The organism is Larkinella sp. VNQ87, assembly GCF_049445795.1.
GTDB lineage: Bacteria > Bacteroidota > Bacteroidia > Cytophagales > Spirosomataceae > Larkinella.
In genome coordinates this window covers 252,683-279,028 of record NZ_JBMSDT010000002.1, presented here as the reverse complement: position 1 = coordinate 279,028, position 26,346 = coordinate 252,683, and the positions used below count along the sequence as shown (strand labels likewise).

At 52.8% G+C, this 26,346-nt stretch carries 28 protein-coding genes; 11 read left to right on the top strand and 17 right to left on the bottom strand.

Going from position 1 to position 26,346, the window contains the following annotated elements:
• Positions 1–39: 39 nt before the first annotated feature.
• Together ACO2Q8_RS03740 and ACO2Q8_RS03735 are read left to right on the top strand one after the other, a co-directional pair.
• Positions 40–1,746: an AAA family ATPase gene (locus ACO2Q8_RS03740; RefSeq protein ID WP_423343440.1), complete on the top strand. Its 1,707-nt coding sequence runs from the start codon at positions 40–42 to the stop codon at positions 1,744–1,746.
• Positions 1,747–1,748: 2 nt separating this feature from the next.
• A complete protein-coding gene (locus ACO2Q8_RS03735) occupies positions 1,749–2,669 on the top strand; it encodes a hypothetical protein (RefSeq protein WP_423343439.1) in 921 nt (306 codons plus the stop codon).
• Positions 2,670–2,687: 18 nt separating this feature from the next.
• On the opposite strand, the gene ACO2Q8_RS03730 is transcribed toward ACO2Q8_RS03735, so the two are convergent.
• Positions 2,688–3,491 carry a DUF3667 domain-containing protein gene (locus ACO2Q8_RS03730; protein WP_423343438.1) on the bottom strand — a complete coding sequence of 268 codons (804 nt, stop codon included), beginning with the start codon at positions 3,489–3,491 and terminating at the stop codon, positions 2,688–2,690.
• 57 nt (positions 3,492–3,548) lie between these two features.
• Positions 3,549–4,472 carry a bestrophin family protein gene (locus tag ACO2Q8_RS03725; RefSeq protein ID WP_423343437.1) on the bottom strand — a complete coding sequence of 308 codons (924 nt, stop codon included), beginning with the start codon at positions 4,470–4,472 and terminating at the stop codon, positions 3,549–3,551.
• A gap of 96 nt (positions 4,473–4,568) precedes the next feature.
• Here ACO2Q8_RS03725 and ACO2Q8_RS03720 point away from each other — a divergent pair, with 96 nt between their 5' ends.
• Positions 4,569–5,885, top strand: a complete 1,317-nt coding sequence (locus ACO2Q8_RS03720) for a DUF5103 domain-containing protein (RefSeq protein ID WP_423343436.1) — start codon at positions 4,569–4,571, stop codon at positions 5,883–5,885.
• Positions 5,886–5,912: 27 nt separating this feature from the next.
• Here the strand turns inward: ACO2Q8_RS03720 and ychF are convergent, their stop codons facing one another.
• The gene (ychF, locus tag ACO2Q8_RS03715) at positions 5,913–7,016 is read right to left on the bottom strand and encodes a redox-regulated ATPase YchF (protein WP_423343435.1); all 1,104 of its coding nucleotides are present in this window, start codon (positions 7,014–7,016) and stop codon (positions 5,913–5,915) included.
• A gap of 179 nt (positions 7,017–7,195) precedes the next feature.
• A complete protein-coding gene (locus tag ACO2Q8_RS03710; protein WP_423343434.1) occupies positions 7,196–7,519 on the bottom strand; it encodes a DUF3276 family protein in 324 nt (107 codons plus the stop codon).
• 263 nt (positions 7,520–7,782) lie between these two features.
• Between ACO2Q8_RS03710 and ACO2Q8_RS03705 the strand changes: the two genes are divergently transcribed.
• Positions 7,783–8,229 carry a septal ring lytic transglycosylase RlpA family protein gene (locus ACO2Q8_RS03705; protein WP_423343433.1) on the top strand — a complete coding sequence of 149 codons (447 nt, stop codon included), beginning with the start codon at positions 7,783–7,785 and terminating at the stop codon, positions 8,227–8,229.
• Between the two features lie 157 nt (positions 8,230–8,386).
• Positions 8,387–9,298 (top strand): DUF58 domain-containing protein, encoded by a 912-nt coding sequence (locus ACO2Q8_RS03700; protein WP_423343432.1) that lies wholly within the window; start codon positions 8,387–8,389, stop codon positions 9,296–9,298.
• A 13-nt stretch (positions 9,299–9,311) separates the two neighbouring features.
• On the opposite strand, the gene ACO2Q8_RS03695 is transcribed toward ACO2Q8_RS03700, so the two are convergent.
• From ACO2Q8_RS03695 to ACO2Q8_RS03685, 3 genes are read right to left on the bottom strand one after another with little or no spacing between them, the layout of a single operon-like run.
• A complete protein-coding gene (locus tag ACO2Q8_RS03695; protein ID WP_423343431.1) occupies positions 9,312–9,530 on the bottom strand; it encodes a type II toxin-antitoxin system HicA family toxin in 219 nt (72 codons plus the stop codon).
• A gap of 6 nt (positions 9,531–9,536) precedes the next feature.
• Positions 9,537–9,776 (bottom strand): type II toxin-antitoxin system HicB family antitoxin, encoded by a 240-nt coding sequence (locus tag ACO2Q8_RS03690; protein WP_423343430.1) that lies wholly within the window; start codon positions 9,774–9,776, stop codon positions 9,537–9,539.
• Between the two features lie 41 nt (positions 9,777–9,817).
• Complete coding sequence (locus ACO2Q8_RS03685; RefSeq protein ID WP_423343429.1) at positions 9,818–11,254, bottom strand: thioredoxin-like domain-containing protein; 1,437 nt, start codon at positions 11,252–11,254, stop codon at positions 9,818–9,820.
• 81 nt (positions 11,255–11,335) lie between these two features.
• Here ACO2Q8_RS03685 and ACO2Q8_RS03680 point away from each other — a divergent pair, with 81 nt between their 5' ends.
• Complete coding sequence (locus ACO2Q8_RS03680) at positions 11,336–12,106, top strand: YdcF family protein (RefSeq protein ID WP_423343428.1); 771 nt, start codon at positions 11,336–11,338, stop codon at positions 12,104–12,106.
• Here the strand turns inward: ACO2Q8_RS03680 and pfkA are convergent.
• The 3 genes from pfkA to ACO2Q8_RS03665 all read right to left on the bottom strand — a co-directional run bounded on the left by pfkA (position 12,103) and on the right by ACO2Q8_RS03665 (position 14,730).
• Positions 12,103–13,077, bottom strand: coding sequence for a 6-phosphofructokinase (gene pfkA, locus ACO2Q8_RS03675; RefSeq protein WP_423343427.1), 975 nt, complete (start codon positions 13,075–13,077; stop codon positions 12,103–12,105). The two genes, ACO2Q8_RS03680 and pfkA, sit on opposite strands and share 4 nt — an antisense overlap.
• A gap of 202 nt (positions 13,078–13,279) precedes the next feature.
• On the bottom strand, positions 13,280–13,939 hold the full coding sequence (locus tag ACO2Q8_RS03670; RefSeq protein WP_423343426.1) for a phosphatase PAP2 family protein: 660 nt from the start codon (positions 13,937–13,939) through the stop codon (positions 13,280–13,282).
• Positions 13,940–13,980: 41 nt separating this feature from the next.
• Positions 13,981–14,730 (bottom strand): glycosyltransferase family 2 protein, encoded by a 750-nt coding sequence (locus ACO2Q8_RS03665; protein WP_423343425.1) that lies wholly within the window; start codon positions 14,728–14,730, stop codon positions 13,981–13,983.
• A 58-nt stretch (positions 14,731–14,788) separates the two neighbouring features.
• Between ACO2Q8_RS03665 and ACO2Q8_RS03660 the strand changes: the two genes are divergently transcribed.
• Positions 14,789–15,526, top strand: a complete 738-nt coding sequence (locus ACO2Q8_RS03660) for a class I SAM-dependent methyltransferase (protein WP_423343424.1) — start codon at positions 14,789–14,791, stop codon at positions 15,524–15,526.
• A gap of 93 nt (positions 15,527–15,619) precedes the next feature.
• On the opposite strand, the gene ACO2Q8_RS03655 is transcribed toward ACO2Q8_RS03660, so the two are convergent.
• The 3 genes from ACO2Q8_RS03655 to ACO2Q8_RS03645 all read right to left on the bottom strand — a co-directional run bounded on the left by ACO2Q8_RS03655 (position 15,620) and on the right by ACO2Q8_RS03645 (position 18,694).
• Positions 15,620–16,882, bottom strand: coding sequence for a glycosyltransferase family 4 protein (locus tag ACO2Q8_RS03655; RefSeq protein ID WP_423343423.1), 1,263 nt, complete (start codon positions 16,880–16,882; stop codon positions 15,620–15,622).
• Positions 16,879–17,673, bottom strand: a complete 795-nt coding sequence (locus ACO2Q8_RS03650; protein WP_423343422.1) for a class I SAM-dependent methyltransferase — start codon at positions 17,671–17,673, stop codon at positions 16,879–16,881. Before ACO2Q8_RS03650 ends, ACO2Q8_RS03655 begins: the two co-directional genes overlap by 4 nt.
• 130 nt (positions 17,674–17,803) lie before the next feature.
• Entirely contained in the window at positions 17,804–18,694 is an 891-nt protein-coding gene (locus ACO2Q8_RS03645) for a glycosyltransferase family A protein (protein ID WP_423343421.1), read from the bottom strand.
• A 232-nt stretch (positions 18,695–18,926) separates the two neighbouring features.
• On the opposite strand from ACO2Q8_RS03645, the gene ACO2Q8_RS03640 reads away from it, so the two are divergent.
• From ACO2Q8_RS03640 to ACO2Q8_RS03625, 4 genes are read left to right on the top strand one after another with little or no spacing between them, the layout of a single operon-like run.
• The gene (locus ACO2Q8_RS03640; RefSeq protein ID WP_423343420.1) at positions 18,927–19,652 is read left to right on the top strand and encodes a class I SAM-dependent methyltransferase; all 726 of its coding nucleotides are present in this window, start codon (positions 18,927–18,929) and stop codon (positions 19,650–19,652) included.
• Entirely contained in the window at positions 19,649–20,776 is a 1,128-nt protein-coding gene (locus ACO2Q8_RS03635; protein WP_423343419.1) for a glycosyltransferase, read from the top strand. The genes ACO2Q8_RS03640 and ACO2Q8_RS03635 overlap by 4 nt, the downstream gene beginning before the upstream one ends.
• Positions 20,777–20,798: 22 nt before the next feature.
• A complete protein-coding gene (locus ACO2Q8_RS03630; protein WP_423343418.1) occupies positions 20,799–21,692 on the top strand; it encodes a class I SAM-dependent methyltransferase in 894 nt (297 codons plus the stop codon).
• Positions 21,693–21,706: 14 nt separating this feature from the next.
• The gene (locus ACO2Q8_RS03625) at positions 21,707–23,215 is read left to right on the top strand and encodes a lipopolysaccharide biosynthesis protein (RefSeq protein WP_423343417.1); all 1,509 of its coding nucleotides are present in this window, start codon (positions 21,707–21,709) and stop codon (positions 23,213–23,215) included.
• A 3-nt stretch (positions 23,216–23,218) separates the two neighbouring features.
• Here the strand turns inward: ACO2Q8_RS03625 and ACO2Q8_RS03620 are convergent, their stop codons facing one another.
• From ACO2Q8_RS03620 to ACO2Q8_RS03605, 4 genes are all read right to left on the bottom strand, one after another.
• The gene (locus ACO2Q8_RS03620; protein WP_423343416.1) at positions 23,219–23,683 is read right to left on the bottom strand and encodes an RES family NAD+ phosphorylase; all 465 of its coding nucleotides are present in this window, start codon (positions 23,681–23,683) and stop codon (positions 23,219–23,221) included.
• A 15-nt stretch (positions 23,684–23,698) separates the two neighbouring features.
• Entirely contained in the window at positions 23,699–24,073 is a 375-nt protein-coding gene (gene parS / locus ACO2Q8_RS03615) for a type II toxin-antitoxin system Xre/ParS family antitoxin (RefSeq protein ID WP_423343702.1), read from the bottom strand.
• Positions 24,074–24,187: 114 nt separating this feature from the next.
• On the bottom strand, positions 24,188–25,129 hold the full coding sequence (locus ACO2Q8_RS03610) for a GNAT family N-acetyltransferase (RefSeq protein ID WP_423343415.1): 942 nt from the start codon (positions 25,127–25,129) through the stop codon (positions 24,188–24,190).
• Between the two features lie 27 nt (positions 25,130–25,156).
• Positions 25,157–26,047 (bottom strand): Ppx/GppA phosphatase family protein, encoded by an 891-nt coding sequence (locus tag ACO2Q8_RS03605; protein ID WP_423343414.1) that lies wholly within the window; start codon positions 26,045–26,047, stop codon positions 25,157–25,159.
• Between the last annotated feature and the right edge of the window lie 299 nt (positions 26,048–26,346).

The following is a 26,346-nucleotide window of genomic DNA, read 5'->3' as shown; positions in this document are numbered from 1 at the left end:
ATGTTGTTGGTACTTTACTTGACTAAATGAAGAATTTCCATGAGCACACTGGAGCAAATACGGAAAGAAGTAGTCGAGTATTTACTCGAACGACATTCTCAGGAGAAGGAGGCCGGGAGGGAGTTTTATTTTACGGTTGATACGGTTCAAAATCGTTTCTTACCACCATTTCCTACAGATAGAGCAAAATTACTCGGAGAGGAAAGTATTAAAATATTATGCTATGGTGATTGGGCTCCATCGCCAATTGCCTATTTGATAATAGACATCAGTAAGCAATTATATTTAATTATAGAGTTTAGAAATGCGTACGATCCAACTGAGTTTATTGTATTAAACAAGCTCAAAAATAAATTTGAGTCTTATTATAAGACTGATCTTGTTGACGGGGTTTCTGGTAGAGAATATTTTTTTCGTGTTCTTAAAATATACAAATACAATAGTAGTGTAATTGATAAATTAAATTATTTTTTTAATGACGTAAAACCTGATATAGATTTTTGTGTTAATGACTTGAAGGATAATCCTAAACACAGCTATTATTTTTTTAATCGCCAACAGTTTGAAGACTATTTAAAAACCGAACCGTTTTATACTCCGCCAGTATCAGTTGCTAAAAGAAATCTTGCTTTAAAATCGTTGCGGGTTCAGAATTACAAAGGAATTAAGCAACTGGTTATCGACGATCTTCCTGCTTCGGCTCGCTGGATTATTCTGACCGGTGAAAACGGGTTAGGAAAAACATCAGTTTTACAAGCTATCGCTGCCGGTTTATACGGGAATAACGAAGAGAGCGGAACCGAGTTGGTCACGGATCGTTCGTTTGTCGGGGTTGAATACTATGCCAATGGCGAACCGTTTGAAACCAATTCCCGCACACCGCGCCTGGATGCGGCTCCGTTAAAACTCGCTAATGAACTGGCAACCTATGGTTCGTCGCGGTTGCAGGTGAGCGCGTCGGTAACGAGAGAAATGATTGAACAACAGGAACCGACTACGTATCATTTATTTAATTCCAACGGGCTTCTATTGAATATTGAACAGTACTTAAAAGATACGTATAGCTTCAATCGACCGGTTTTTGAAAAAGTTGTTAGCTTATTCAAAGAATTGCTACCAACATTGTCGAAGATAGAGATAGTATTGGCGAATAAGATACCGGAAGTTCGGTATTATGAACAAGATGAGGAGGGTAAGTTAGTAACGGATGGACTGTCATTCAGTCAATTAGCATCCGGTTTTAAGAACATCATTGCAATGGTCGGCGATTTGGTTTATCGGCTGTCCAGCAAGCAAAACGTTGATGATTTTAGCGACTTGGAAGGGATTGTAATCATTGATGAACTGGAGCTGCATTTGCATCCCAGATACCAAAAATTGTTGCCGGAAATACTCTCCAAACACTTCCCGAAAATTCAGTTTATTGCTTCGACGCACAGCGCCATTCCCTTATTGGGCGTTCCGAAAGACACGGTTTTACTACACGTTACCCGGAGTGAAGAGAAGGGAATTGAAGTAGAACGGCTGGATGTCGATTTTTCCGTGTTAACGCCCAATGCCATTCTGTCGTCGCCAATTTTTGGCTTCAAGGATTTGATTCCGGACAGTAAAGCAGAAAACCGGATGATCCAGCCGGAAGATTCGTACGAAGAAATGACGGAAAACCGGCAATTGCGTAGTCAGATCAAGGAGTTTCTTTCGCCGGAAAAGCAGCAGGAATTGCTAAAGCTTCTTAAAGAAAAGTAAGCATGCGTTTGGTACCGAAAAATCTGGCCGATCAACCGGCCATTTTAACCCACCAACGAACGCTGGATGCGCTGGAAAAGTTGAGCCAGGCGGCTGATCCGTCACAAATCGCGGATAATTATTACCAGGATACGTACAAAGATTCGGAAGAAAGAACGCAATCCCGCGTTCGGGATAAGCTGAACGAATATTACTATCACAAATGCGCTTATTGCGAGTCGTATTGCAAGGCTGAAATCGAACATTATCGCCCGAAGAAAACCGTAAAAGGTTCGACAAGTGGTTATTATTGGCTGTGTTACGAATGGTCGAATCTGGTTCCTTCCTGTCATGATTGCAATACCGCCGGTGGAAAAGGAACGCAATTTCCGGTAGCCGGAATCCGGGTGTTGGCTCCGGCTTTCGGTGTCGATGGAAAGTTGGATAAAAGCCGTTCACGAGCTTCTACCGCTCCATTGATTGATGAAAAGCCGTATTTATTGCATCCGGAGATTGATGAGCCTATTCACTACCTGGGCGTGGCTATTGATGAAAAAGGGGAAGGGCTACTACTCACCGGACTCGATGGTGCAAATCAACGAGGGGAACAGACGATCCGAATTTGCAACCTGAACCGCAACGATTTAAAACTACGACGGCTCCAGATTTTAGATTCATTGATCAAGGGTATAAATGAGGTGTTCGCCTACCTGTTAGAGGGAACCCTGCCTTTCGATAAATTAGGGAATGCGCTGCAGATCTGTTTTCGTCAAATGGATACTGAAAAAGCTAATCCGAAACTCGAACACACGTTTTTGCGCCGGTTTGCAATGGCGAATCCCGCCAATTTTGATGCGGTGGTTTTACCGCTTTTGGAAGCAAGTCAGTGTCCGATTGTTCAGGAAGCCTTTCGGGTTTATTACCAGGAACGACTCCACGAATAAAGTCCTAACCTGATGGTTTTACCCGTACATAATATACAGAAAACTGGCTCCGGCCGAAACGATCCCCCAGGTCAGCAGACCGACCAGCGTGATGAGGGCGGTTTTCAGGATCGACCGGGGGCGCGTAGCGGGCAGGAACTGGTAGTAGGCGAAGGTTAAATACAGCAGTTGAAACCCCAACTGGCTGTAGTTGAAGGCGTTATTGCCCGGAAAAACCGGCCGGATGGGCGTCAGCACGAGGGTCGTGAAGAGCGAATAAAAGCTCGAAAAAAAGACCTGAGCGACCAGGTGCTCGGCGTAGTTGAGACCCGTCCGCAGAAAGAACAGCCAGTACACGAGCGCAATGATCGGAATCGCCAGAAACAGAATCAGGTTATTTCTTTTTTCGATGAAAGCCTGAAGGTTCTGCCGTCGCTCCGCAAAACCGATGATTCGTTGCCGCTCCTGCTCCGACTGGTATTGCCCGGTTTTGGCCCGTTCCACCAGGTCGCGGGAGGTTTGCGTATACGGGCGGAAAACCGAGTTGAAAAACAGCGTCAAGCCCAGCACCAGGACCAGAAAGGTAAACGGATTGAAATATTTCTTACGCTTGCCTTCCAGAATGTATTCCCGGGCGACGATACCGGGCCGGGTCGCCAACCCTTTCAGCAGGTAGATAACCCCTTTGTCGGCGTGGGTCAGGGCATGGAAAACTTCGTGAAAAATGTGCGGCAGGTTAAACCGGTGAATGTGGGTACTTTGCCCGCAGGTGGGGCAATACTTGAACGGAGCTTCCAAATTGGCCGAACAGTTCGGACATTCTTTGACCGCAGTCAGATGCATGGTATCGGGAGGAAATGGCGTTTGTGCAATGTAAACGTTTCCGCCCGAAACCGCAACTCAACGAGGGTCGGAAGTCGTTGACTGACTGACCGATGCGGGCAACGAAAGGAGCAACCCCACCGAACGTTGAATCGTTTGGCAGATGGTTTCGGCGGGCAGGTCGTTGGCGTCAGTGCCGAACGGGTCTTCAATTTCCTCGGCAATCACCTCCAGGCTGGCCAGAACGTAAAAAATAAAGACCGAAAACGGCACCACGAGGTAGTGCAGGTTAAACACGTAGCCCAGCGGAAGCGTCAGGCAGTAAATGATGATGAATTTCTTTAGAAAAGCGCTGTACGAAAACGGAATCGGCGTTTTATGAATCCGCTCGCAGGCACCACAAATGTCCATCAGACTCAGCAATTCGTTGTTCAGAAAAAGCAGATGTTCGGGTAGCAGTGCGCCCCGGCCTTGCAACTCGTAGACTTTCCGGGTCAGGGCGGCCGAAATCTGCCCCGGAATGTGCTCGTGCCGGTTCAGGTCCGACAACCGAAACTGCGCACATTCCGTAAATTCCTGCTCAATGAACTGGGCACGGAGGTGATTCTTCATCGCAAAGGCGAAATTCGGAATCATGGCCCGAAAGAATTCCCGGTCGTCAGCCGTTGCGTCGGCCAGCAACGGTGCCAGCTTCAGGGCCAGATTCCGGCTGTTGTTGACCAGCGCGCCCCACTGCCGACGGCCTTCCCACCAGCGGTCGTAGGCGGTATTGGTCCGGAACACCAGCAGCAGCGAAATCACGAACCCGAGCAGCGAGTGCATGATGGAAATGCTCTTCAAATCCGACTTTTCGTTCAGCCGCCACACATCCATGATTAGAAAGGCGACGACCGTCGAGTAAGCCGCCATCAGGATCAGAAAAGGCATTAATTTGCGAACCGTGTCGGCTTTCGGGAAGTTGATCAGAAACCGGAGCCACTCTTTTGGGTTGTAATTGATCATCGTTCGGGGATTGGTCTGGCTTTTTCAGGCGGATTGTCGGTTTTTTGTATAACTCCGACGCTTAAATTTCGTTCATACTTCCGTACGTTTACCGGTATGAAGTCATTTTTTCCTTTTTATCTACTTCTTTCGTTCGTTTCGTTTTGTCAGGGTTTGGCCCAAAAACCGCCGACGGAAGACCGCATTTTTGACCCAACGATCAAAACCGTGTTGCTGTATCCGCAACTCGGCAGCGATCCGTCCGACCCCGCCCAAACGCTCAACCCGCCCGTGATCGACCAGTCGGCCGGGACACAGCTTATGCTGGAATTTGACGACCTGACGGCCAATTATCGCCCGTTTCGCGCCAAAATCGTCCATTGCAACGCCGACTGGCAGCCGTCGGTGCTGAGCGATATTGAGTTCACCTACGAATACAACGACTATCCGATTCAGGATTACCAGATTTCGCAGAACGCTAAAATACCGTATTACCACTACCGATTTCCGGTGCCGAAGCTGAAATTGCCCGGAAATTACGTGCTGGTGGTGTATAATGAGCGCAATCCGCGCCAGATTCAGTTCAGTCGACGGTTTTGTTCCTACGTCAATCGCGTCAACATTTCGCCGACCTTACAGTTTGCCAACGACCCACAGTTGCGGTTTACCGACCAGCAGATCAATTTCGACATCAGTTACCGGGGCTATTCGCTCATTTCCCCGCAGGATGAGCTGAAGATTGTCATCCGTCAGAATTACCGCGACGACCGGGTGGTGACGGGCCTGCGCCCCACCAACGTCCGGGCATTCGATTATTTGCTCGAATACCGGCTGTTCGACCTGAAAAACACCTTTCCGGGCGGGAACGAATACCGATATTTCGACACGCGAACGGTGTTGTCGCGCGGAAATAACATCGGGCGCGTCGATCGACGGGAGGAGAAGAATACGGTTTTCGTGCAGACCGATGGTGTGCGGAGCCAGGGGGTTTACGTGCAGACCGACGATTTCAACGGCCTGTTTGTGATCGATCACCTGGAAACCCGGATCGGAGCGACACAGGCCGATTACATTACGACGGTTTTTACGCTGCACATGGACGAGATTGCCAACGCTGAGGTGTTCGTTAACAGCGCATTCAATTTCTGGCGGCTCGATGAGTTGAACCGGATGCAGTACGTGCCGGACCTGCGGGCGTATCAAGCCGAAATTCTGCTGAAACAGGGCGTGTATAATTACAACTATTCCGTGAAAGGTATCCCGCCACCGGTTACGCGGTCAGGCATGAACCTGACCGGCAACGAAACCCTGATTGAAGGCAATTATTCCGAAACGGAAAACGATTACGAATTATTCGTCTATCATCGCCCCCCGGCGTCACGGGCCGACCAACTGATCGGCTACCGGCGGATTGGCTACAACAAGCGGAAGTGAAAAAAGCGGGCACCTGACCCGCTTCTGTCAGGCACTGTGCAGGAATTCCATCACGTCGCCGTCTTCCACGACGTACTCCTTGCCTTCGACCGACAGCTTTCCGGCTTCGCGGACGGCGGCTTGCGATTTGAACTGTACGAAATCCGGTATCTTGATCACCTGAGCCCGGATAAAGTGTTTTTCAAAGTCGGAGTGAATCACACCGGCCGCCTGGGGCGCTTTCCAGCCGCGCTGGATCGTCCAGGCCCGCACTTCCTTCACCCCCGCCGTAAAGTACGTAATCAGGTTGAGCAGCCGGTACGACGCCTTGATGAGTCGGTCCAGCCCGGATTCCTGCAAACCATATTCTTCCAGGAAAAGTTGGCGTTCGTCGGGGTCTTCCATTTCGGCAATCTGCGCTTCAATGGCCGCACACACGACCACCACCTCAGCGCCCTCGGCTTTAGCCACTTCCTTCAACTGGTCGGAATATTGATTTCCGTCCGGAAGCGATTTTTCGTCCACGTTGGCAACGTAGATGACCGGTTTGATGGTCAGCAACTGGAGGTCACCCACAGCAGCCTGACTTTCCTCGGGCGTGGCATCGACAGCGCGGGCGTTCAGGCCCGATTCGAGGGCTTTCTTGTATTTCAGTAGCGTTTCGAGTTCAGCTTTGGCCTTGGCGTCGCCACTGGCGCGGGCGGCTTTTTCGGTGCGCTGGAGCTTCCTGTCGACCGACTCGAGGTCTTTCATCTGCAACTCGATGTCGATGATTTCCTTGTCAAAAACCGGGTCAACGCGCCCCTCGACGTGGACGATGTTGTCGTCTTCGAAGCACCGGACGACGTGGACGATGGCATCCACCTCCCGGATGTTAGCCAGAAACTTGTTTCCCAGCCCCTGGCCTTGGCTGGCGCCTTTCACCAGCCCGGCGATGTCGACAAACTCGATGATGGTCGGCACCACTTTCTGGGGCTTGACGAGCGTTTCCAGCGTGTTCAGCCGCTCGTCGGGCACCGTCACGACGCCGACGTTGGGATCTATGGTACAGAACGGATAATTGGCAGCTTCGGCTTTTCCGCTCGAAATGGCATTAAACAAAGTGGACTTCCCGACGTTGGGCAGCCCGACAATACCGCATTGAAGACTCATGAATTTTTAATTTTGAATGAGTGAATGAGCGAATGAGTGAATAGCTCCGCAAAATGACTACTTGGCGGAGCTATTCACTCATTCGCTCATTCACTCATTCAAAATTAAAAATTCGGGGCCGAAAAACAAAAAAGCCTGCGGGTAGTCCGAGGCTGAGGGAAAGGTCGAATAAGAAGGAACTAATCCCACTTGAGATCGCTGCCGCCCACGTCTTCCAGTTCGTCTTTTGCATTGTACTGCGAAAAGTCAAAATCGGGCATCAGATCAGATTTGATGTACTGAATGGTATCGTGCAGGGCATCAGAGAATTTATCGAAATCTTCCTTGTAGAGAAACATTTTGTGTTTCTCGTAAACAAAACCATCGCCTTGCGGATGCCGTCTGCTCTCAGTAATCGTCAGGTAATAATCGTTGGCGCGGGTGGATTTAACATCAAAAAAATACGTCCGTTTTCCGGCCCTGACGCGCTTCGAAAAGATTTTTTCTTTCTCTTTTTCTTCCACAATCGGTGGTGGTTTGGGTGATTTAAACGCTAAAATAAGCGGATTAGTATAACAAGCAAAAATATTGCCTGAAATTAATTTTTATAGCGTACGGCCCAAACAGGACACTTTTGGGAGAACATTCTAAAAAAGAAAGAAAACAAATTGCTTCTTACGTAGTTGCTGCTATCTTTGTAAGAAGGGACTTGATAGAGTCCCGGCGGAGGTGGGGCGTATGTGTCTGACGCTCAACCTTTTTTTGTTTCCACCAAACCTCAAACTGTATGAGTCTAATCGTATCGATCATGCTGTTTTTCGGCGGCATGAAATCAACGGAGGCCCATTCGGGTCTCATACAGAAAGGAAAGGCTTCTTTCTATTCCAAACGCTTTCATGGGAAAAAAACCACCAGCGGAGAACGGTACCAAAATAACAAACTGACGGCCGCACATCTCTCCCTCCCCATGAATACCCTGGTCGAAGTGACCAATCTGGCCAATAACCAATCCGTCGTCGTACGCATCAACGACCGGGGACCACATGGCAAAGGCCGCATCATCGATTTAGCGTACGGCGCAGCCAAAGCACTCGGCATGGTCAGCAGCGGCATCGCCAATGTCGCCATCCGGGTAGTCGGCTTTAACCGGAAAATTACCGAGCCGATCACGGCCGACTTGTTTCCGCTCAACACCCGTTTCGAACCGCGTCTGGCGCCTGTCGACAACATTTAAGCGCCGACAACGTTCTCGTATCGCGGCTGGATTCCTGAACCTTCGGTAGTTTGCACACCGGACGCCCGCTCAGACACCGGGCTTTCCACATCAAAGGTGCACAAACTGGCAAACGGGTCGCTTGGATGATCCGGCCGCGATCGTTATTTTTATGACTATGGCAGCACAAGTCGATTTAGGGAAAGTCCGGGAATACGGCAATGTTGAGTTCCTGGCCCGGCAGTTGGTCGAAGGGTTCATTACGGGTTTGCACAAATCGCCGTTTCACGGCTTTTCGGTCGAGTTTGCCGAACACCGGCTGTACAATACCGGCGAAAGCACCCGCTACATTGACTGGAAAGTGTTCGCCAAGTCGGAACGCCTGTTTGTCAAGCGGTTTGAAGAAGAAACCAACCTGCGCTGCCACTTGCTGCTCGATACCTCGTCGACGATGTATTATCCCGAACCGGGCTACGGAAAGATTACGTTCAGCATTCTGGCTTCGGCCTGCCTGGCCTACCTGCTGCAACGCCAGAAAGACGCCGTCAGCCTGACGACGTTTGCCGAAGGAATCGACATACAGACGCAGACCAAATCGACGCCTTCGCACGTTCACAAGATTTTCCAGCAACTCAACGGCCTGCTGCACCAGCCTGCTCCGCTGCGAAAAACCTCGGCGGCTGAGGTGATTCACCAACTGGCCGAAAAAATCAATAAGCGGTCGCTGGTGATCATTTTCAGCGATATGTTTGAAAATGTCTCGGAGGTCGATCACCTATTTTCGGCCTTGCAACACCTGCGGCATAACCTGCACGAGGTGCTGATTTTCCACGTCATGGACAAAAAAACCGAGGAGGATTTTGCGTTCGACGAGCGGCCTTACGAGTTTATCGACCTGGAAACGGGCGACAAGGTGAAAGTGCAGCCGAATCAGGTCCGCGACAGCTACCAGCAGGCCGTCAAAAACTTCTACCACGAACTTAAACTCCGCTGCGGCCAGTACCGGATCGACTTCATCGAAGCCGACATTGCCAAAGGCTTTGACCAAATCCTGACCAGCTACCTCGTGAAGCGGACGAAGATGCGGTGATGACGTCTGGTTGTTATAATTTCTCCCATTCTTCCCGGCTGATTCCGGCCTGTTTTAGCAAACGTCCGAGGAGACCCACACTAATTTCGCCTTGGTGTGGGTTCGGAATAGTGAGCTTTAGATTCCCTTTCAACATGAATTGGTGTTTACCTCCAGATTCGGGTCCCGTAAAACCGGCCTGAGGAAGAAAATAAATTAAATCGGAACGCTTAATGGATTTGAAGGGGGACATAGTGACTTAAACCACTTCCAGAGCTGGATTTAAATCAATTCCTTCGACAATGGGCAGTTTGTGTCCATGACGAATTCCGACGATCAGCCACCCCTCTAAAACGTCCAGGAGTTGTTCCCGGCAGGCTTCCAGCGTATCACCGTAAGCGATCACACCTTCAAACCCCGGAATCTCCGCGTAGAAGGTACCTTCTTCCAATTCATAATGCGCTTTTCGTAAAGCGGATTGAAGATATTCTCCGATCATGGTTTGTTTGAATAAACGGCTAACAAGATAAGCAAATCTCTTTACTTCCCCTTCACACTCGCCTTGGCATCCTTCATCGGAGCCGGTTTTTGTTTCAACTTCTGTTGTTGCAGGAAATTGAAATAACCTTCCAGGTCTTCGACGGGTAGCCGCCGGGCCAGGATTTTCTTGTCTTTGTCGAGCACATAGACCGTCGGCGTCGAGTACACATCGTACTTGTTCTTGTAGTCGACGGGCGCGCTCGGGCCGTAGACGTTCACGAGGTTCTGCAGCTTAAACTCGCGGATAAACTTCTTCCAGTCAGCTTCGGTTTTGCCGATGGCGACGGCGTAGATCTGCACCCCTTTTGCTTTGTTGTCGTCAAAAAACTTCTTCAGCTTGGGTGCCGATTCGCGGCAGTGGCCACATTCGGGGTCGTAGAAGAACGCAATGGTGTAGTCGGCTTTCAGGTCGTGCAGCGCCCGCCGACGGCCCAGCGTGTCTTGCAGGCTGATATTGGGTAAGATCTTTCCGGCCAGCAACGGTTTCAAAATGGCTACCCGCTCGCGCATGCTTTTTAGCGTCGAGGTGTCGCTCACGGGCATCACCCCGGTTAACCAGTATTTTTCGGCCATGTGAATAAACAGCCCGTCGGTATTTAGCACCTTCTTCTGTTCTTCGTACTGGTTGGTGATGTACCAGATCGTATAGCGAAGCATCTCTTCGTTGGCTTTGGCTTTGCTTACCAGGTAATCGGCTGCCGGAATCAGCGAATCGACGGTTTGTACAGTCAGTTCTTTGATATACCGGTCGATTTTATTTTGCAGAAAAGGCGTTCGCAGCAGCCGCTCGTCGGCAAAATCGAAGCCGTCGAAGTAGTGATTTCGATAATAATTAAACACCCAATTTGAATCCGGCCGACCGTTGGCGAGCTTCGGCGCTTCCGGAACTTCGGGCTCCTCGGCGGCTTTGAACAGCTTTACCGTCAGTGTATTGGCGTTCTGGGCGATAAAGTTTTTGCGGTACTCTTCGACTTCTTTTCGAAGAGCCGCCAACTGGGTCGGCGAACCGCCCTGTTTTTGCAATGCCCCGATTTCTCCGTACTTTTTGCTCAGAAATTTCTGGTAGCCATAGAAAATCTCGTTCTCCCGAGAACCCGTCACCTTCATGGACTCGATGACGTTGAGCGTATCGGCCTCAAACGAAAACCGCTGTTCGCCAATCACGAGTTGCAAAACCGGCTTGGCATTCACGACGATCATGTACAAACCGCCGGGCAGTTCTTTGGGTCCGTCGAACACCAGTGTCCCGTTGGCATCTGCCGTAGCCGTGTCGCGGGGCGTAAACTGCGTCGGGCCATAAAAATGGGCCAGGTAAGCGGTTTTGTTGGCTAGTCCTTTGATTCGGGCCGTTATGTTGTGACCTTCGGACGATTGCGCCCGTAGGAGCGGCACGGACAACAGCAGCAGAAGCGCCGTAAAACAAAAGCGTCGGTTCATGAATAGAGCGGTTGATTGACCAGATTTTGGCATACAAAGATACAACTAATAACGTTTGGCCCCCCGGCCTTCGCATACCTGATGTTCTACTTTCTTTCGAAGACGCTCACCTTTCTGTTTATGCCGATGGGCCTGATTGCCGTGGCCCTGTTGTTTGCCTTATTGACCAAAAACCGTGCCCGCCAGCGCAAGGCCCTGATCGGGGCAACGCTGCTGCTTTTTATCGGTGGAAATGGGTTTATTACCAATGAACTGGCTCGTTGGTGGGAGGTTCCTCCGACGGTTCTGCCCGCCCGAACCAGCCCACGAGTCGGCGTCGTACTGACGGGTGGGCTTATGAAAACCAGTCCGGAATTACAAAACCGGTTGCATTTGAGCGATCAGGCCGATCGGGTTGGGCAGGCGCTGCTGCTCTATAAAACTGGCCAGATTCAGAAAATCCTGATCAGTGGCGGAATTGGCGGGATTATCAAACGAAAAACGGGCGATGAGGGGCACCTGTCGCGCCAGTTCCTGATCATCGGGGGGGTCCGGGCGGAGGATATTGTGCTGGAAAACAAATCGATCAATACCTACGAAAATGCCCGGTTTTCGGCCCCGGTCCTTCGGCAGCAATTTAGCGGCTATGAAGTGGTGTTGATTACGTCCGGCTGGCATATGCGCCGGGCCATCGGCTGTTTCGAAAAGCAGGCGGTTTCCGTAACCCCTTTTCCGGCGGCTCCGATGGCGAGCGAGCGACAATACGCACCCAATCATCTCCTGTTCCCGTCGGAAGGAGCCTTGCACGATTCGTACTGGATTCTGCACGAATTGGTCGGGTTTGCCACCTACCGCATCATGGGCTATCTCTAAACGCTCAGAATGCGAACCATCCGCAGCAGGTCTTCGTTGATCGGTTTTGGCAGTTTGATGGTGTCAATGAACGGCGTGTAAATCAGCTCGTTGTTGACAATTCCGGCCATAACGTTCTTCTGTCCGTCGAGCAGCCCTTCGAGGGCACCCAGCCCCAGGCGGCTGGCCAGAATCCGGTCGTAAGCCGTCGGTACTCCACCCCGCTGGATGTGGCCGAGCGTCGTTACGCGCATGTCAATCGGAACGGCAAGTTGCTCCCGGATCTGTTCGGCCAGTACGACGGCATTGCCTTCCACGTCACCTTCGGCCACGATGATGATCGAAGAGGATTTTGAGCGGCTCCAGCCCTGTTTCAGCGTTTCGACCACTTCCGAGATTGGCGTCAGTACTTCCGGCACCATCACCATTTCGGCCCCTCCGGCAATCCCCGACTGAATGGCGATGTAGCCGGAGTCGCGGCCCATGACCTCGATGAAGAAAACCCGGTCGTGAGAGTCGGCCGTATCCCGGATTTTGTCGATGGCTTCCAGAGCGGTATTCACGGCCGTATCGTACCCAATCGTGTAATCCGTCCCGTACAAGTCGTTGTCGATGGTGCCCGGTGCGCCAACGGTCGGGATCTGGAATTCCTCGAAAAACTTGAGCGCTCCCGTAAACGTTCCGTTTCCACCGATGGCAATCAGGCCTTCGATGCCGTGTTTCATCAACTGATCGTGGGCTTTCTGACGGCCTTCGGGCGTCATGAACTCTTTGCTGCGTGCTGATTTCAGAATGGTTCCGCCCCGTTGCACAATATTGCTGACGGAGTGAGAAGTCATCGGAAAAATATCGCCGTTAATCATTCCGTTGTACCCCCGACGGATGCCGAACACTTCGACGCCGTGGTAAACAGCCCCCCTGACGACTGCCCGGATACAGGCATTCATACCAGGGGCGTCACCGCCGGAAGTAAAAACAGCTACGCGCTTCATGATATAAGTCTATTTTAAATTTCCTAGGTACAAAAAAATATTCGTTGGCCCATCGCCAGCGAACCGCAAATTTATTTTCATTTTTGGACAAACCGACAAATGTCTTTCATGAAAAACGAATTTAATCCTTGCGTAAAGCAGAAATAGGCCGGAGAATAAGCAAAAATTTGTAAGTAATTAACTGATTATTAGTAAGTAATGCCTATCGTGTGACGCGCTTTTTCGGCCGGATCAATTTCCGTTTAATCACCGGATAAACGGCGTATGTTATCTTTACCGACGCGATTCCGATACCGGCTGCGGCCAGCACATCCGCCCAATGGTGTTCGTTATTGGCTACCCGCAACAGGGCGGTGGCACTTGCCATGGCGTACCCCGCCACGCTGATCCAGGGGCTTTTGTGCTTGTAAGCCTGGTGCAGCAATTCGGCTCCCGTGAAGGCCACCGCCGTATGCCCGGACGGAAACGACCGCCGGTCCGAGCCATTCGGGCGGGTTGACTGAACGGTTCGTTTCAATCCTTCCGTCACCACGGCCATCACGCCATTCGAGATTACCGTCACGGCGATTTCGTCGCCGAGCTTGACCGCCGGTTTTACGCCAAACGCCTGCAAGGCTACCCGCAATCCGTACGGCCCAAACCGCAGGTACTCGTCGGCCGCGCTGATGTGATCGGTACTCGTAAACGGGTCGCGCGTCGGATGACCGAGCAAAGCCGCTCCGCCCCCGATCAACACCGACGGGACAATAAAAGACTTCAGCGGATACCGCCGTTCGGTCGGAATGGAATCGCCTGCCGTTTGGGCGAAAAGCTGAAAGGAAGTCAGCCAGAGTAAAAGGAAAAACCGAATGCGAAGTGCCATAAAATCAGGTAAATAAGGGCGGTTTTTAAAACGTGCGGTAATCAGGCTGCTAACCGAAACCGCACGGCCCGGGCCAGAATCCGGACGTGATTCCACATGGCCGTTGCCGTACCAAAATGCGTCGCCAGCACCTTAAACCGGTCGATCAGCGACTGCCGGTGCCGCTGCACGGACAAGCCGCCGGTCAGGTATTTGCACAAAATAAAATCCAACCGAACCACCTTGCGGGCCGCTTTCAGACACCGGATTTCCCAGTCGATATCGGCGCTCAGGTTGTCGACCCAAAACGGCGGGGCCAGGCTCCGGCGGGCAATAAATGCCTGGTGGCACACCTTCATGCCCATCGCCATGTCGCGCCAGGTAAGCTGCTGCGGCAGGGTGTGGGGCGTAATCGCGGAGCGCAGCCCGAGCGGTTTGCCGGTTTCGTCGACAAACAGGGCGTCACTATAATAGACGTCGGCGGGGTTGTTTCGTAACTCGTTCAGCAACTTAAAAATGGTGGTAGCGTCGTAAATCTCATCCCCGGCGTTCATAAACCAGATGTATTCTCCCGTCGCCAGTTGCTGCCCTTTGTTCATAGCGTCGTACAGCCCGCGATCCGGCTCCGAGATCCAGCGGCTGATGTGGTTTTCGTACTGATGCACAATGGCCAGCGTCCGGTCCCGGGAGTTGCCGTCGATGATCAGGTATTCCACCTCGTCGCCCGGCAGGTTGGCAATCAGGCTCTGGATCGTGCGTTCCAGAAACCGCTCGGCGTTGTAGGTGACGGTGATGATGGAGAGTAAGGGCATGAAGCGGTCGCGAAAAGTTGCAAAAAAACGGTATTTTTACCGGCTAACCAACGGCAGAATGCAAACGAATTCCACCACTTCTTCGGCGCTTCAGGATGCGTACCGCTCGCAATACGCTGATGCTGACCGCACCTGGCGCGATATGGGCGCGCGGATGAAGGCCGAAACCATTCGCCGGTTGTGCCAGTCGTACCAGTTCCCGAAGATACTCGACGTCGGTTCGGGCGACGGCGCGGTGTTGCAGCAGCTCGACCAGGCCCGGTTTTGTCCGGCGATGTTCTCGCTTGAAATCTCCGAAAGTGGGGCCAACCGCATCCGCGAGCGCGGGCTGGCATCGTTGCAAAATGTGCAGTTGTTCGATGGCTACAAAATCCCGTACGGCCCGAAGGAGTTTCCGCTGGCGACCTGCTCGCACGTCATCGAACACGTCGAACACCCGCGTTTGCTGCTGCGTGAGATTGCGCGGGTGTCGGAGTACCAGTTTTTCGAAGTGCCGATCGATTTCAGCTTTTTCGTCGACCGAAAGACCGAGCATTTTCTGTCGTACGGACACATCAATATTTTCACGCCCTCGCTGTTCAAGTTCCTGCTCAAATCCGAAGGTTTCGAGATTCTGGCCGAACATTCGGTTTTCTACGACACGGCCGCCATCCGGCATTCGGCTCCGGGCACGCTGGCGTTCTGGGCCATCTGGTTGAAAACGCAGGTCCTGAAGTCGGTCCCGGCTTTGCGGAAAATCAAGCCGAGTGCGTTTGCAGTGTTGTGCCGGAAGAAGAGTGATTTGAGTATTTTTTGAAAGGGGCTGTTACACAGGGTTTATCAGGGATTATCAGAGGTTATCAGAGAAAAACCCTGATAACTCTGATGTCCTCTGATTAACTCTGTGTAACTAAAATATCTCCTCATACAAAGCCAAATACCGCCCGGCCACCACGGTTTCGTCGTAGTTGGCAACGACATGGTTTCGGGCATTCACGGCCAACTGCTCATACCCGGTTTCGGATTGTTCCAGAATCCAGCGCATCCCGTTCGCCAGGTCCTCGACGGACCGGTATTCGACTAGGTAGCCCGTCTGCCGGTGCCGCACCATTTCGGGAATCCCGCCGACCTCAAACCCGACCACCGGCGTTCCGCAGGCCATCGACTCCATAATGGTGTTGGGCAAATTTTCTTCCAGCGACGGGATCACGAACAGATCGGCGGCACTGTAGGCTCTGACAATTTGCTCCAAACTGCTCAACGAACCCAGAAAGTAGTAGCGAAACGGCAGGCTGTTCAGCAGGCTTTCGTCACCCGCGCCGAAAATCAGCAACTCCACATCGTTGGGCTGGGCGAGTTGCTGCCGTAACACCGTCAGCGCCTTTTGAAAATACGAAAAGCCCTTGCCGAGCGCCGAAACTTTAGCAGCCGCAAAAAGGATAAACCGTTTATGATCCGGCAGCTTCAGTTCCCACCGGGCGACGGCTTTTGGCAGGGGAAAGAATTGCTTCGTATCGAGCGGATTCGGGATCGACCGGACGGCCAGATCACCGAACAAACGGCTTTTCCGGGCGCGGTTCGCCAGCCATTGGCTGCACCCGACGGGCGTTAACCGGGCGTTTGCGTAGGCTTTCTGCTTCCGTAGCCAGCCGCCGTGCGAAAGGTCGTCGGGCGCAGCGGTGCGCAGAAACGGGCAGTTGCCGCACTGGTCCTGGTATCGTTCGCAGGTTCCGCTGTGGTGACAGCCGCCGGTAAACGCGCCCATGTCGTGCATCGTCCAGACGACCGGTTTTTGCAGCGCAAAGAGTTTTTGTAACGAACGCGTCGATAAAAAACCGAAGGTGGTCCAGTGGAGGTGCAGAATATCCGCCTGTTGCACGAGCGGGTGCTGGCTGATGTCGGTGCCGACCAAACCGGGTGAAAATGCAAACCGGACCGCGCGGCTGCGTTCGAACGGCATAAACGTCAGCCGGTCGAGCGCAAACCTTGCTTTGGACCAACGCCGTTGCCAGGCGGTTTCGGCCAGCGACACCACGTGCGGTTCTTCAACCGACGTTTCGGCCACCAGCATCTCCGACAACACCCCCGCCCGGTTGAGCGCCTGGTTGATGCGGTTAGCGGCAATGGCGGCCCCGCCGTACCGGTGAAACGTGCTCAGGTGCAGAACCTTCATTTAGTAGCCGTTAGAACGATGTAGGGCGAAAACGCTTTGGTTTCGACCGGAACCAGTTTGAAAAAGACTTTCAGCGGAAGCCAGAGCCCTTTTTTGAGCAGTCGGCCCAGCAGCGGTTTTTCGGCTTCCCGCTCAAACCAGAGCATAAACCGGCCGTCGTAGTCCACCCGGATGTTTTGCAGTCCCAGCCGCTGGCTGGCCTGCCGAAGCCGGTCAAGGTCCATCGAGCGGATGTTGTGCTTGGCGTAGTTTTCGGGGTCGAAGGTTTTCTGAAACCAGCCGTTCAGCCCCCGAAAGTTGGGCAGCGTCACGAGCAGTACCCCGCCGGGATTCAGCGATTCGACGTGTTTTTCGAGAATGGTTTCGATGTCGTCAAAATGTTCGATCAGTCCGTTCGACATCACCAGATCGAAGCCGCGTTGGGGCGTGTACTGGAACAGATCGGTTTCAATGACGCCCACCGACCCTTCAGGCAAGCCGTTGGCCCGCTCCAGGTCGTGCAGAATTTTCGGGTGAACGACGTAATCGAGCAGGGTGGTGTCGGTTTTGAGGTGTTTTTTAAGCCAAACCGAATAATAACCCGGAAAACCGCCCAACTCCAGCGCCGACCGGATTGGATGCGTCGAAACCAGTTGCCGAATCAGGGGCAGAAACGGGTACTTGTCCGGTATCTGGAAAATAAGCCCCTCTTTCGATTCCCAGTAGTTGAGCCAGAATGTGCGGTCGGTCAGTGTCAAAGCCGTAGTTGATCCAATGCGGAAAACCACCCGCACCGGGGCAAAAATAGCCACGATCCGACAGATTCAAAACCGCCCGGCCGAAAACCGCCCTGAGCGTACTGACCCGCCTATCCCGGCTGCACCACAACCCCTGGCGGGGGTTGTGGTGCAGCCGTTGTCCCTCTGGGTTTGTGGGAGTGTGTTAGGCACCGTACTTGTAGCGGTTGATCAACTGCCGCAGCAGACTGGGCCGGAAATGGCGTTGCAGATTTTGGATGACCGCCGGATCGAGTTGCAGGTTTTCGGTGAAATAGATCTCGCCCTCGTATAACGGAGCGTGCTGGTAGCGACTAAACCGGCCGAAATTCGTTCCAGCATCGTAGCCAATATGGTCGACTTTCGATTTGAAGGGATACAAACAATACCGTTTTTGCCGGAAATGCGTGTAACTCCAGCGAATCGCCCAGGAGCTGATCAGGCCCTGCTGCTGTTTCTGAAACATCGGAATGAGGTCGCTGCCGCCCACCGAAAAGGCGCGCCGGGCCTCCCGGTTTTTGATAAAATCGGCAAAATCGGGTACCGTCCAGTCGGCCAGCGCCCAGCGGTTTTGCCAGGTCGACCAGCCCAGCGACGACGCCCGGGGCAGCAGCAGCACCTCGTCGGGGTAGCTGGCCGGAATGGTGAAGGGATACAAATACCCGGAAACCGAGAAAACCAGCGGATGGTGTTCGTAGAAGTCGAGGGCTTTATTCTGAAAATCAAGAAAGTCGGTGGTGCAGATCACATCGTCTTCCATGACGATCACCCGCCCGTGCTGTTCGATCACCGCCGAAACACCCCCGATGATGGAGTTGGCTAATCCCTGATTTTTAGGCGCTTCCTGAATTCGAACGTCTGCAAAACCGGTAATGGTGGGCAAATAAGCCCGGACCTGCTGCACCTTTTCAACGTCTTCCAGACCCGGTTTCGGCCCATCCGAGAAAATATACAGCACACTTTGCTGGGCCAATGGATTATTGGCCAGGTATTGGATCGTTTCGCGCAGGTGATCGACGCGGTTGTAACAAAATAAAACGATGGGAGCGAGGGTCATTTTACGGTTTACGGTATTCGGTGCCCGGCGTACCCACGGACTTTAGTCCGTGATAAAATCTCACCAACCGATTAGCTGGGCTGAAAACACGGACTAAAGTCCGTGGGTACGCCGGGCACAAACTAATTGCAAGATTACTTAATTATTTGCATCGTCTCTGCTTTCTTTGTGGGCAGAATGTTGACTTGTAGCCGATCAGTACTGTGAACGGACCGGGCTTTTTTGATGAATTATGACTGAAATCCGCGCTGAAGCGATGCCGGACGATCCGTCCGAGCACTACCGGATTAAACCTCCACTGACCAATCCCCGCCGGTATTACCTGATGAAACTGAGGGAGTTGGTGCAGTATGCCAAAGCTACGTTTATTGATCCGCTGACGAAAACCGGTCGGATCAGCCTGGCCGATTATGGCTGCGGCACCAAGCCATACGTTTCCCTTTTTCCGGCTGAACAAGTCAAGTATATTGGTATCGACCTGGCCTGGAATCCCCACGCGGATGTGTACATCGGATCCGATAGCCGGATTGACATGGCTGATAATCAGGTGGATGTGGTGCTCTCGACGCAGGTACTCGAACACGTTGAAGACCCGGAAGGGTATTTGCGGGAAGCCTGCCGCATTCTGAAACCGGGCGGTTTGCTGCTGCTGACTACCCACGGCTACTGGATGTACCATCCCGACCCGACGGATTACTGGCGCTGGACCTCGGCGGGTTTGCAAAAAATCGTAGCCCGCAACGGTTTTGAAATCGTGGCGTTTCGCGGGATCATCGGCCGGTCGGCGATGGGGTTGCAACTGTTTCAGGACGGTTTTCTGTTCAAAATACCGCGCTGGCTGTGGCCACCGTTCGCGCTGGTCATGCAGGCGTCGATCAGCCTGTTCGACCGGACGACCTCGCAGGAAACGAAGGACAAAGACGCGTGTACGTACCTGGTTGTCGGACGAAAACGATGAAAATCTGCCTGGCCTATCCGAACAAAAACAGCTATTCGGAGACGTTTATTCACAACCATGTTCAGTACCTGAAACCGGCCCTGACGCTCTCGGGCGGCTGGCGACCGTACCGAACCCAGGACGGTGGCACGATTGTAACCCTGCCGTTGGCCGAACCGATTCGGGTGGTCGTGAAGCGCGGTTTGTCGGCGCTCTACCCGGCTTTTTACACCCATTTTCTGACCCGGTATCTGAACCAAAACCGTCCCGATGTGTTGCTGGCGGAATACGGCCCGACGGGCTGTGCGGTCATGACCGCTTGCCGACGGGCCAATGTGCCGCTGGTCGTGCATTTTCACGGATTTGATGCCGTAGAAAAACAGACCATTGAACGATATCAAAAACCGTATCGCCAACTGTTTGCGCAGGCCAAAGCAATTGTGGCGGTTTCCAACGACATGGTCGATCAACTGGTACGGCTGGGAGCCGATCCGGCGAAGGTTTACCGGAATCCGTACGGCGTCGAAACGCGGTTGTTCTCCGGAGCCGAACCGGAAAAAGCCGATAAAATTGTGGTGGCAGTTGGGCGGTTTACGGCCAAAAAAGCTCCGCAATTTACCATTCGAGCGTTTGATAAAGTGCTCGACAAACACCCCGACGCGCAACTGGTCATGATCGGCGAGGGGGAATTATTCGAATCATGTAAAAAACTCGTCAACGACTTACAACTGAAATACGCTGTTCGTTTGTTGGGCGTAAAACCGGCTGCGGAAATTGCCGACTGGCACCGAAAAGCCCGGCTGTTTGCCCAGCACTCGATGGTCAATCCGGCGAACGGCGATTCGGAGGGAACACCCAATACCGTGCTGGAAGCGTCGGCGGCCGGGTTGCCGATTATCAGCACCCGCCATGCCGGAATCAAGGAAGCCGTCGAGCACGGCAAAACCGGGTTTCTGGTCGAAGAAGGGGATGTGGGAGGCATGGCGAACTACATGATTCAACTCCTCGACGATCCCCAACTGGCCGGTGAACTCGGCCGGAACGCCCGGCAAAAAATGCTGGCCGACTACGAAATGAGCGACCGTATCAACGAATTAAACCGTATTTTAGAAAGTGCCCACGGGCCGGCGGGCGCTCCCGTTTAGCCCCTGACCTGGATCGAAAACAATGACCGTACTCTCCCCCCTCACCAACTCCCCGGCGGTGTCGCCCGTTCGGAGCCTGAACGCCCGCACCATCGAACAGCGTTACCGCGAGCAGTTCGGCATGGACGTGAGCCGCTATTTTGCCGGGATGGACGAGGTGATGATTTATGAATGCAACCAGTCGAAACTGCGGTTTTACTATCCGTTTTCGCTGGCGGGCGATGCGGCTTTTTACGCCGATTTGGGCAAGCATTACAAAGGCTACTACAGCCCCTGGAAGTGGGAGCACGAACTGGTTTTCCAGCAGTTGAAACCGGGCGACCAGGTGCTGGAAATCGGCAGCGGCAACGGTTTTTTTCTGAAACGGCTGCCCGAAAAAGGAGCCGTTGGGCTGGGGCTGGAACTGAACGACGATGCGATTGCGTACGGCAAAAAAATCGGCGTCAACATCATCAGCGAGGACCTGAAAATTCATGCGGAGCAACACGCCGGGCAGTACGACCTGGTCTGCGCCTTTCAGGTCTTCGAGCACGTCAATCAGGTCGGCGAGTTTTTCCGGCAGGCGGCCCAGTGTGTCAAACCGGGCGGTTTGCTGGCGATTGGTGTTCCGAACAATGCGTCGTATTATTTCCGGGAAGACCCGTACCATACCCTGAACCTGCCACCCCACCACACGCTGCTCTGGGACCCGGTTTCGCTGCGGTTTGCGGGGGAATTGATGGGCCTGAACGTCGTTGACATCCGGAGCGAACCCGCCACCGTGACGCACCGGAGCCTCGGTTACCGGCTGTGGCTCGAAAAGCAGTTGGGCCGCAGTCTGCTGACGACGCTCCTGTACAAATCGACCCGGTTTGTGGCCAAACGCTTACCGATCCTGAACGACGGCGCGACGGTGGTCGCTATTTACCGCAAGTGAGTTAATTTGATTTCATGGGAATTGTCATTCGTCAGAGCCTGAAAGCCAGCATCGGTTCCTACATCGGAGTCGGCATCGGGATTGTCAACCAGTTATACGTGTCGCTGGAGTTTCTGGAAACCGACCAACTGGCTATTTCGCGCTTGTTGCTGGAAAACAGCCTGTTGTTTGCGGCTTTCGCGCACCTCGGCGCGCCCTTTATTACCGACCGGTTTTTTGGCTATTTCCGCGACGACAAAACGCAGAACAACGGTTTTCTCGGTTTTCTGCTGGCGTTTCCGCTCATCGGCATCAGCCTGTTCACGGCCCTTTATTTTGGGTTTGAGCAGCCGATCAAGAATTATTTTGCCGAGAAGTCGGCCGGGCTGATTCCGTACTACGTGCTGGTGGTGCCGTTTACGATCTTCTGGATTTACATCACGGTGCTCGAAGCGTATTGCCGCAACAATTCTCGTATTGCCATTCCGACCTTTATTCGGGAAGTCTACCTGAAACTATCCAACGTGCTGATTATCCTGATGTTCGGTATCGGCTGGTACAGTTTCGACTGGATGCTGTACCTGGTCATTGGCGCGCACGGGCTGGCGGTGCTGATCCTGCTGGCGTACATTTATCAGTTGGGCAAGTTTTCGCTCCGCTTCGATTTCAGGCAGTTGAAAGACGGGTTGTTCCGGCAAATGGTGTATTTCGGGCTGTTCGTGGTGCTGGGCGGAGTCGGTACGCAAGTGGTGTATTTTATCGACCGGACGATGCTGTCGGGCGGCAAAGGGCTGGTCGACGCCGGTATTTTTATCATTGCGACTTACATTGCCGGGATCATCGAAATTCCCCGAAAAACCATTACGCAAATCTCGACACCGCTGGTTTCCAACTCGTTGCGCCAGAACAACCTGGCGCACGTGCAGGAGTTGTACCACAAATCGTCGCTGAACCAGTTGCTGGCGGGCGGGCTGGTGTTTCTACTCATCTGGACCAACATCGACGGTATTTTCAGCATTCTGCCGAAAGGGGCCATTTACAGCCAGGGCAAGCTGGTGGTGTTGCTGCTGGCGTCGGCCAAGCTGTTCGAGATGGCGACCGGCGTCAACGGCGAAATCATCAATTATTCCCGGTATTTCCGCTACGCGACCTACCTGATGCTGGTGATGGCCTGCCTTGCCATCGGCGCAAATGCCTATTTTATCCCCCGGTACGGTATCGACGGGGCCGCGCTGGCCACCACGCTGACCACGCTGATTTTCGCCCTGAGCAAAGTGGTGATTGTCTGGGTCCTGTTCCGCATTCTACCCTTTACATTCTCGGGCGTGAAGGCCGTGCTGGTGCTGGCGCTGGTGTACGGTGCGTCGTTTCTGTTGCCTGAATGGAGCGGTTCGCTCTGGCTGACGCTGCTCAGCATTGCGTTCCGGTCGGGGGTGTTGGCGGGTCTGTTTGCCGGGCTGGTGCTGTGGCTACGGGTTTCGGAAGACATTAACGGCCTGGCCGGAAGCCTGTGGAGTCAGGCGCGGGCGTTCCGGCAGCGTTAACGGTTAAATCATCCAGAGTCGGCGATCAATGGGTATGATTTCTTGTTCGACAATTTGGAGTTGGTGAAACGTCGGATGAAGCGGGTGAAAAATGACATTGAACGAAAAAGGCACAACGACAGATGGCAGCGCCACGGCCAGCCGATCCGGTTTTTGTAACCACGCTTTGAGCCACTGCTGCGTCCGTTCGTAGGTGTTGTCCTGCCAATAATCGGGCATTTCATCCCGCCGGAAATACCGAATGTCGTCGGGGGCTTCGATGGAAAACAGCCAGTACGTGGGCAGTTCTTCGTAGCGGACCCTGGGCGCGTGCGCCAGGGTCTCTACTAAACCAAGCTCCGGGCTCGAGGTAGTGTAGAGGACTCCGCGGCCTTTCGGGTTCCAGCGGGCACTATATAGGCGACTTCCTTCGACGGACAGCGGCTGGTCGATGAACTTCTCGCGGATAATGCGGTAAACGATGGGCATTGTTCGAACGGCTGGTCAGGCAGGCAGGCCATGATCGATCCGTCCCAGTACATCGTCGACCAGGCCAAATCCAGTCACGGTGTCCAGTAACTGAAGCGGGGTCTGATCTTCCAACTCCCGGATGGGCGTTTTGAGCCAGTTTAAGACTGTACCGGCCCGACCTTCAAACGTATCCAGGCTGTGCAGCAAGAGGTTTTTTAACAACAAAAGCCGCTCAGACGCTTCGGTATTCAGCGTTTGTTCGGGCGAAAGCCGGTGCAAGTTTCGGGGCGTCATACCCAGGGCGTGCGCCATTTCCTTGTCGGTTAAACCGACCAAGTTCGCCACTTCATCGATCTGCGAACGCAACACGCCCTGCCGGACGGTTTTGATCACCTCGAAAGGAAGCATTTCCTGAAAAGGAACTGAGCCAGTTTGAGCGCGTGGTTGCATAATCGTTAAGTGAAAATTTTCACTAAGTTGAGGGAAATGTTTCACGAAAGCAAGTAATGTTTTAAGAAGCAGTCAAAACCGCTTTTCAAACACCAACTTCAGCGATTCGCTGGCTCCAAGGTTTCGTTTAAACCGAATCAGCCCTTCGTTTCGAACAGTCTGGCTGGTCGAAATACCGAGGTCGAGCAGGGAAATACCATGTTGCTGACAATACGCATACAGGCTTTCTACTAACAAGACCGACGGACTATGTGCCTGATAATCTTCGTGGTCGGCGGGTAGGAAGTAATACAAAATATCGGCGCGAACGCGAATTCCCAGACAGGAAGCAATCAGTTGGCCCTGATCGAGCACGGTAAAAACCGGGCAGACATCGCCGAAATTTTCGAGCAGATTCGCCAGCCCGTCGCGGGTAATGCTTAGGGGCAGTTTTTTTCGCCACCGGGCTTGCTGAATAAACGTAAATAGTTCGTCAACATCCGGTTTTTCCCAGATCTGGGTCGTAAAACCAGCCTGGTGGCATTTTCGAAGCCGCCGTCGTTCGTTGGCATGCAGTGCCTCCTCAAAAGAGCGCTCGTCGACGGACCGGTGTTGATTCAGTTCTTCGTATTTGACCAAAAAACCGGCTTTTAGCAGGAGCGAGCGAAGTCGAGCGGCTTGTCGGGGAGCGTAACAATCGGGATAATTGACTAGTCGGATTCCTGTTACTAGTAAATTTTTACTAGAAATAATAATATAATTAAGCAGCCGGTCCAGCGCCGAATTGGGTATGGTTTTCAAAAATTCAAGAGAACCAAAGGAGGCCGCGCAAGGGCTGATAGTCCAGCCGTCGCGGACGAAAAGGCTGCATCGAGCCACTGCCTGGCCGGTTTTTGAATCCAGGAGGGCAAAATAGTGTAGCGGACGGCAGGGCTGGTTAAGCAGATGCCTGGCCTGGAGGAACAGAAAACCATCGTCCGAAAACGGAGGAATCTGTTCCGGCAGCGGATTTTCTACGTGAAAAAGATCGTACACGGAATCACAAAAGTGTTGAAGCCAGGACTAGTGCTTCTTTTTCTGGTGTTTTTTGGCCCAGCGGTCGTAGACCAACTGAAGAATACCGTCTTTGAGTCCGAGGTCGGGCACGATGATGGTTTCAGCTCCGGCCCATTTCATGACCGAAATATAAATATCGGCGGCCGGAACGATGACATCGGCGCGGTCGGCATTCAGGCGCAGTTTGTTGATCCGGTCGTCGAGGGTGTAGCTTGCGATGTAATTCCGCATCCGTTCGATTTCGGCCAGCGTGGTGGTGTCGGATACTTTGGCGACAAGGTTAAAAATCTTATTGATGTTCCCACCCGTACCGACGGCAATCAACTCCTGCGAGGTTTGCACATTTTCCTCGACCCATTCCTTCATTTTCGTCCAGGCACCCCGGGTTTCCTTGCCTTCCAACAAGCGCACGGAGCCGATTTTGAACGATTTGGAGTTGGTTTTCTTTCGGTTCAGGTACAGGTTCAGCTCGGTGCTGCCCCCGCCCACATCGATGTGCAGGTATTGCCGTTCGTCAAGTGCCTGCACCACTACATTGTTGATCAGTTCGGCTTCTTTCTGTCCGTCGATGATATGAATATCAATGCCAGTCGACTCTTTGATGCGGGCGGCTACAGCCTGGCCGTTAGCAGATTCGCGCATGGCCGAGGTCGCACAGGCCATATAATCTTCTACTTCGTGCAGTTCCATGAGCAGTTTATAAACCTGCATCAGTTTGGTAGTCCGCGCTTCGCTCTCCGGGGTCAGTTCCCGGAAGTTGAAAACGTCGTGGCCCAACCGAAGTGGAAAACGGACGTATTCTACTTTTTTAAAGCTCACCGTGCCGTCGACATACAGGATCGTAGAAATCTGTAGTCGGGCCGCATTGGAGCCAATATCGATTGCCGCAATTTTCAAAGTAGCTTGGGGTCAATGTGGAACGCAAACGGCCAAATATACTGAACGTCGGGGAAATAAGCCGAAAACTTCGTTAAAGGAACATTAGTGATGGTACCTTCTATCAGAGTAAAGGCCAGCCAGTCGGGTGGTTCGTCCGGTACAACGGTTAGTGAATGCGTGAGAGAAACCTGCCAGGCGGTACTGCTAAACTGGTAGGCCAGTTTAGCAGTACCGCCCTAAGCGAGTGGTGTGAACATAATGGGATCGACTTTCACTGGATTCAACGGCATCGGCCGTCCGGCAGGTAAGCCAGCTCA

Coding starts and splice junctions, on each gene's coding strand:
- ACO2Q8_RS03655 (WP_423343423.1), bottom strand. CDS start 16,882: ATGAAGGTTCTGCACCTGAGCACGTTTCACCGGTACGGCGGGGCCGCC.
- ACO2Q8_RS03645 (WP_423343421.1), bottom strand. CDS start 18,694: ATGACCCTCGCTCCCATCGTTTTATTTTGTTACAACCGCGTCGATCAC.
- ACO2Q8_RS03700 (WP_423343432.1), top strand. CDS start 8,387: ATGGCAGCACAAGTCGATTTAGGGAAAGTCCGGGAATACGGCAATGTT.
- ACO2Q8_RS03680 (WP_423343428.1), top strand. CDS start 11,336: ATGTTCTACTTTCTTTCGAAGACGCTCACCTTTCTGTTTATGCCGATG.
- ACO2Q8_RS03620 (WP_423343416.1), bottom strand. CDS start 23,683: ATGCCCATCGTTTACCGCATTATCCGCGAGAAGTTCATCGACCAGCCG.
- ACO2Q8_RS03730 (WP_423343438.1), bottom strand. CDS start 3,491: ATGCATCTGACTGCGGTCAAAGAATGTCCGAACTGTTCGGCCAATTTG.
- ychF (WP_423343435.1), bottom strand. CDS start 7,016: ATGAGTCTTCAATGCGGTATTGTCGGGCTGCCCAACGTCGGGAAGTCC.
- ACO2Q8_RS03740 (WP_423343440.1), top strand. CDS start 40: ATGAGCACACTGGAGCAAATACGGAAAGAAGTAGTCGAGTATTTACTC.
- ACO2Q8_RS03695 (WP_423343431.1), bottom strand. CDS start 9,530: ATGTCCCCCTTCAAATCCATTAAGCGTTCCGATTTAATTTATTTTCTT.
- ACO2Q8_RS03625 (WP_423343417.1), top strand. CDS start 21,707: ATGGGAATTGTCATTCGTCAGAGCCTGAAAGCCAGCATCGGTTCCTAC.
- ACO2Q8_RS03660 (WP_423343424.1), top strand. CDS start 14,789: ATGCAAACGAATTCCACCACTTCTTCGGCGCTTCAGGATGCGTACCGC.
- ACO2Q8_RS03685 (WP_423343429.1), bottom strand. CDS start 11,254: ATGAACCGACGCTTTTGTTTTACGGCGCTTCTGCTGCTGTTGTCCGTG.
- ACO2Q8_RS03705 (WP_423343433.1), top strand. CDS start 7,783: ATGAGTCTAATCGTATCGATCATGCTGTTTTTCGGCGGCATGAAATCA.
- ACO2Q8_RS03635 (WP_423343419.1), top strand. CDS start 19,649: ATGAAAATCTGCCTGGCCTATCCGAACAAAAACAGCTATTCGGAGACG.
- parS (WP_423343702.1), bottom strand. CDS start 24,073: ATGCTTCCTTTCGAGGTGATCAAAACCGTCCGGCAGGGCGTGTTGCGT.
- ACO2Q8_RS03665 (WP_423343425.1), bottom strand. CDS start 14,730: ATGCCCTTACTCTCCATCATCACCGTCACCTACAACGCCGAGCGGTTT.
- ACO2Q8_RS03735 (WP_423343439.1), top strand. CDS start 1,749: ATGCGTTTGGTACCGAAAAATCTGGCCGATCAACCGGCCATTTTAACC.
- ACO2Q8_RS03720 (WP_423343436.1), top strand. CDS start 4,569: ATGAAGTCATTTTTTCCTTTTTATCTACTTCTTTCGTTCGTTTCGTTT.
- ACO2Q8_RS03630 (WP_423343418.1), top strand. CDS start 20,799: ATGACCGTACTCTCCCCCCTCACCAACTCCCCGGCGGTGTCGCCCGTT.
- ACO2Q8_RS03725 (WP_423343437.1), bottom strand. CDS start 4,472: ATGATCAATTACAACCCAAAAGAGTGGCTCCGGTTTCTGATCAACTTC.
- pfkA (WP_423343427.1), bottom strand. CDS start 13,077: ATGAAGCGCGTAGCTGTTTTTACTTCCGGCGGTGACGCCCCTGGTATG.
- ACO2Q8_RS03690 (WP_423343430.1), bottom strand. CDS start 9,776: ATGATCGGAGAATATCTTCAATCCGCTTTACGAAAAGCGCATTATGAA.
- ACO2Q8_RS03670 (WP_423343426.1), bottom strand. CDS start 13,939: ATGGCACTTCGCATTCGGTTTTTCCTTTTACTCTGGCTGACTTCCTTT.
- ACO2Q8_RS03640 (WP_423343420.1), top strand. CDS start 18,927: ATGACTGAAATCCGCGCTGAAGCGATGCCGGACGATCCGTCCGAGCAC.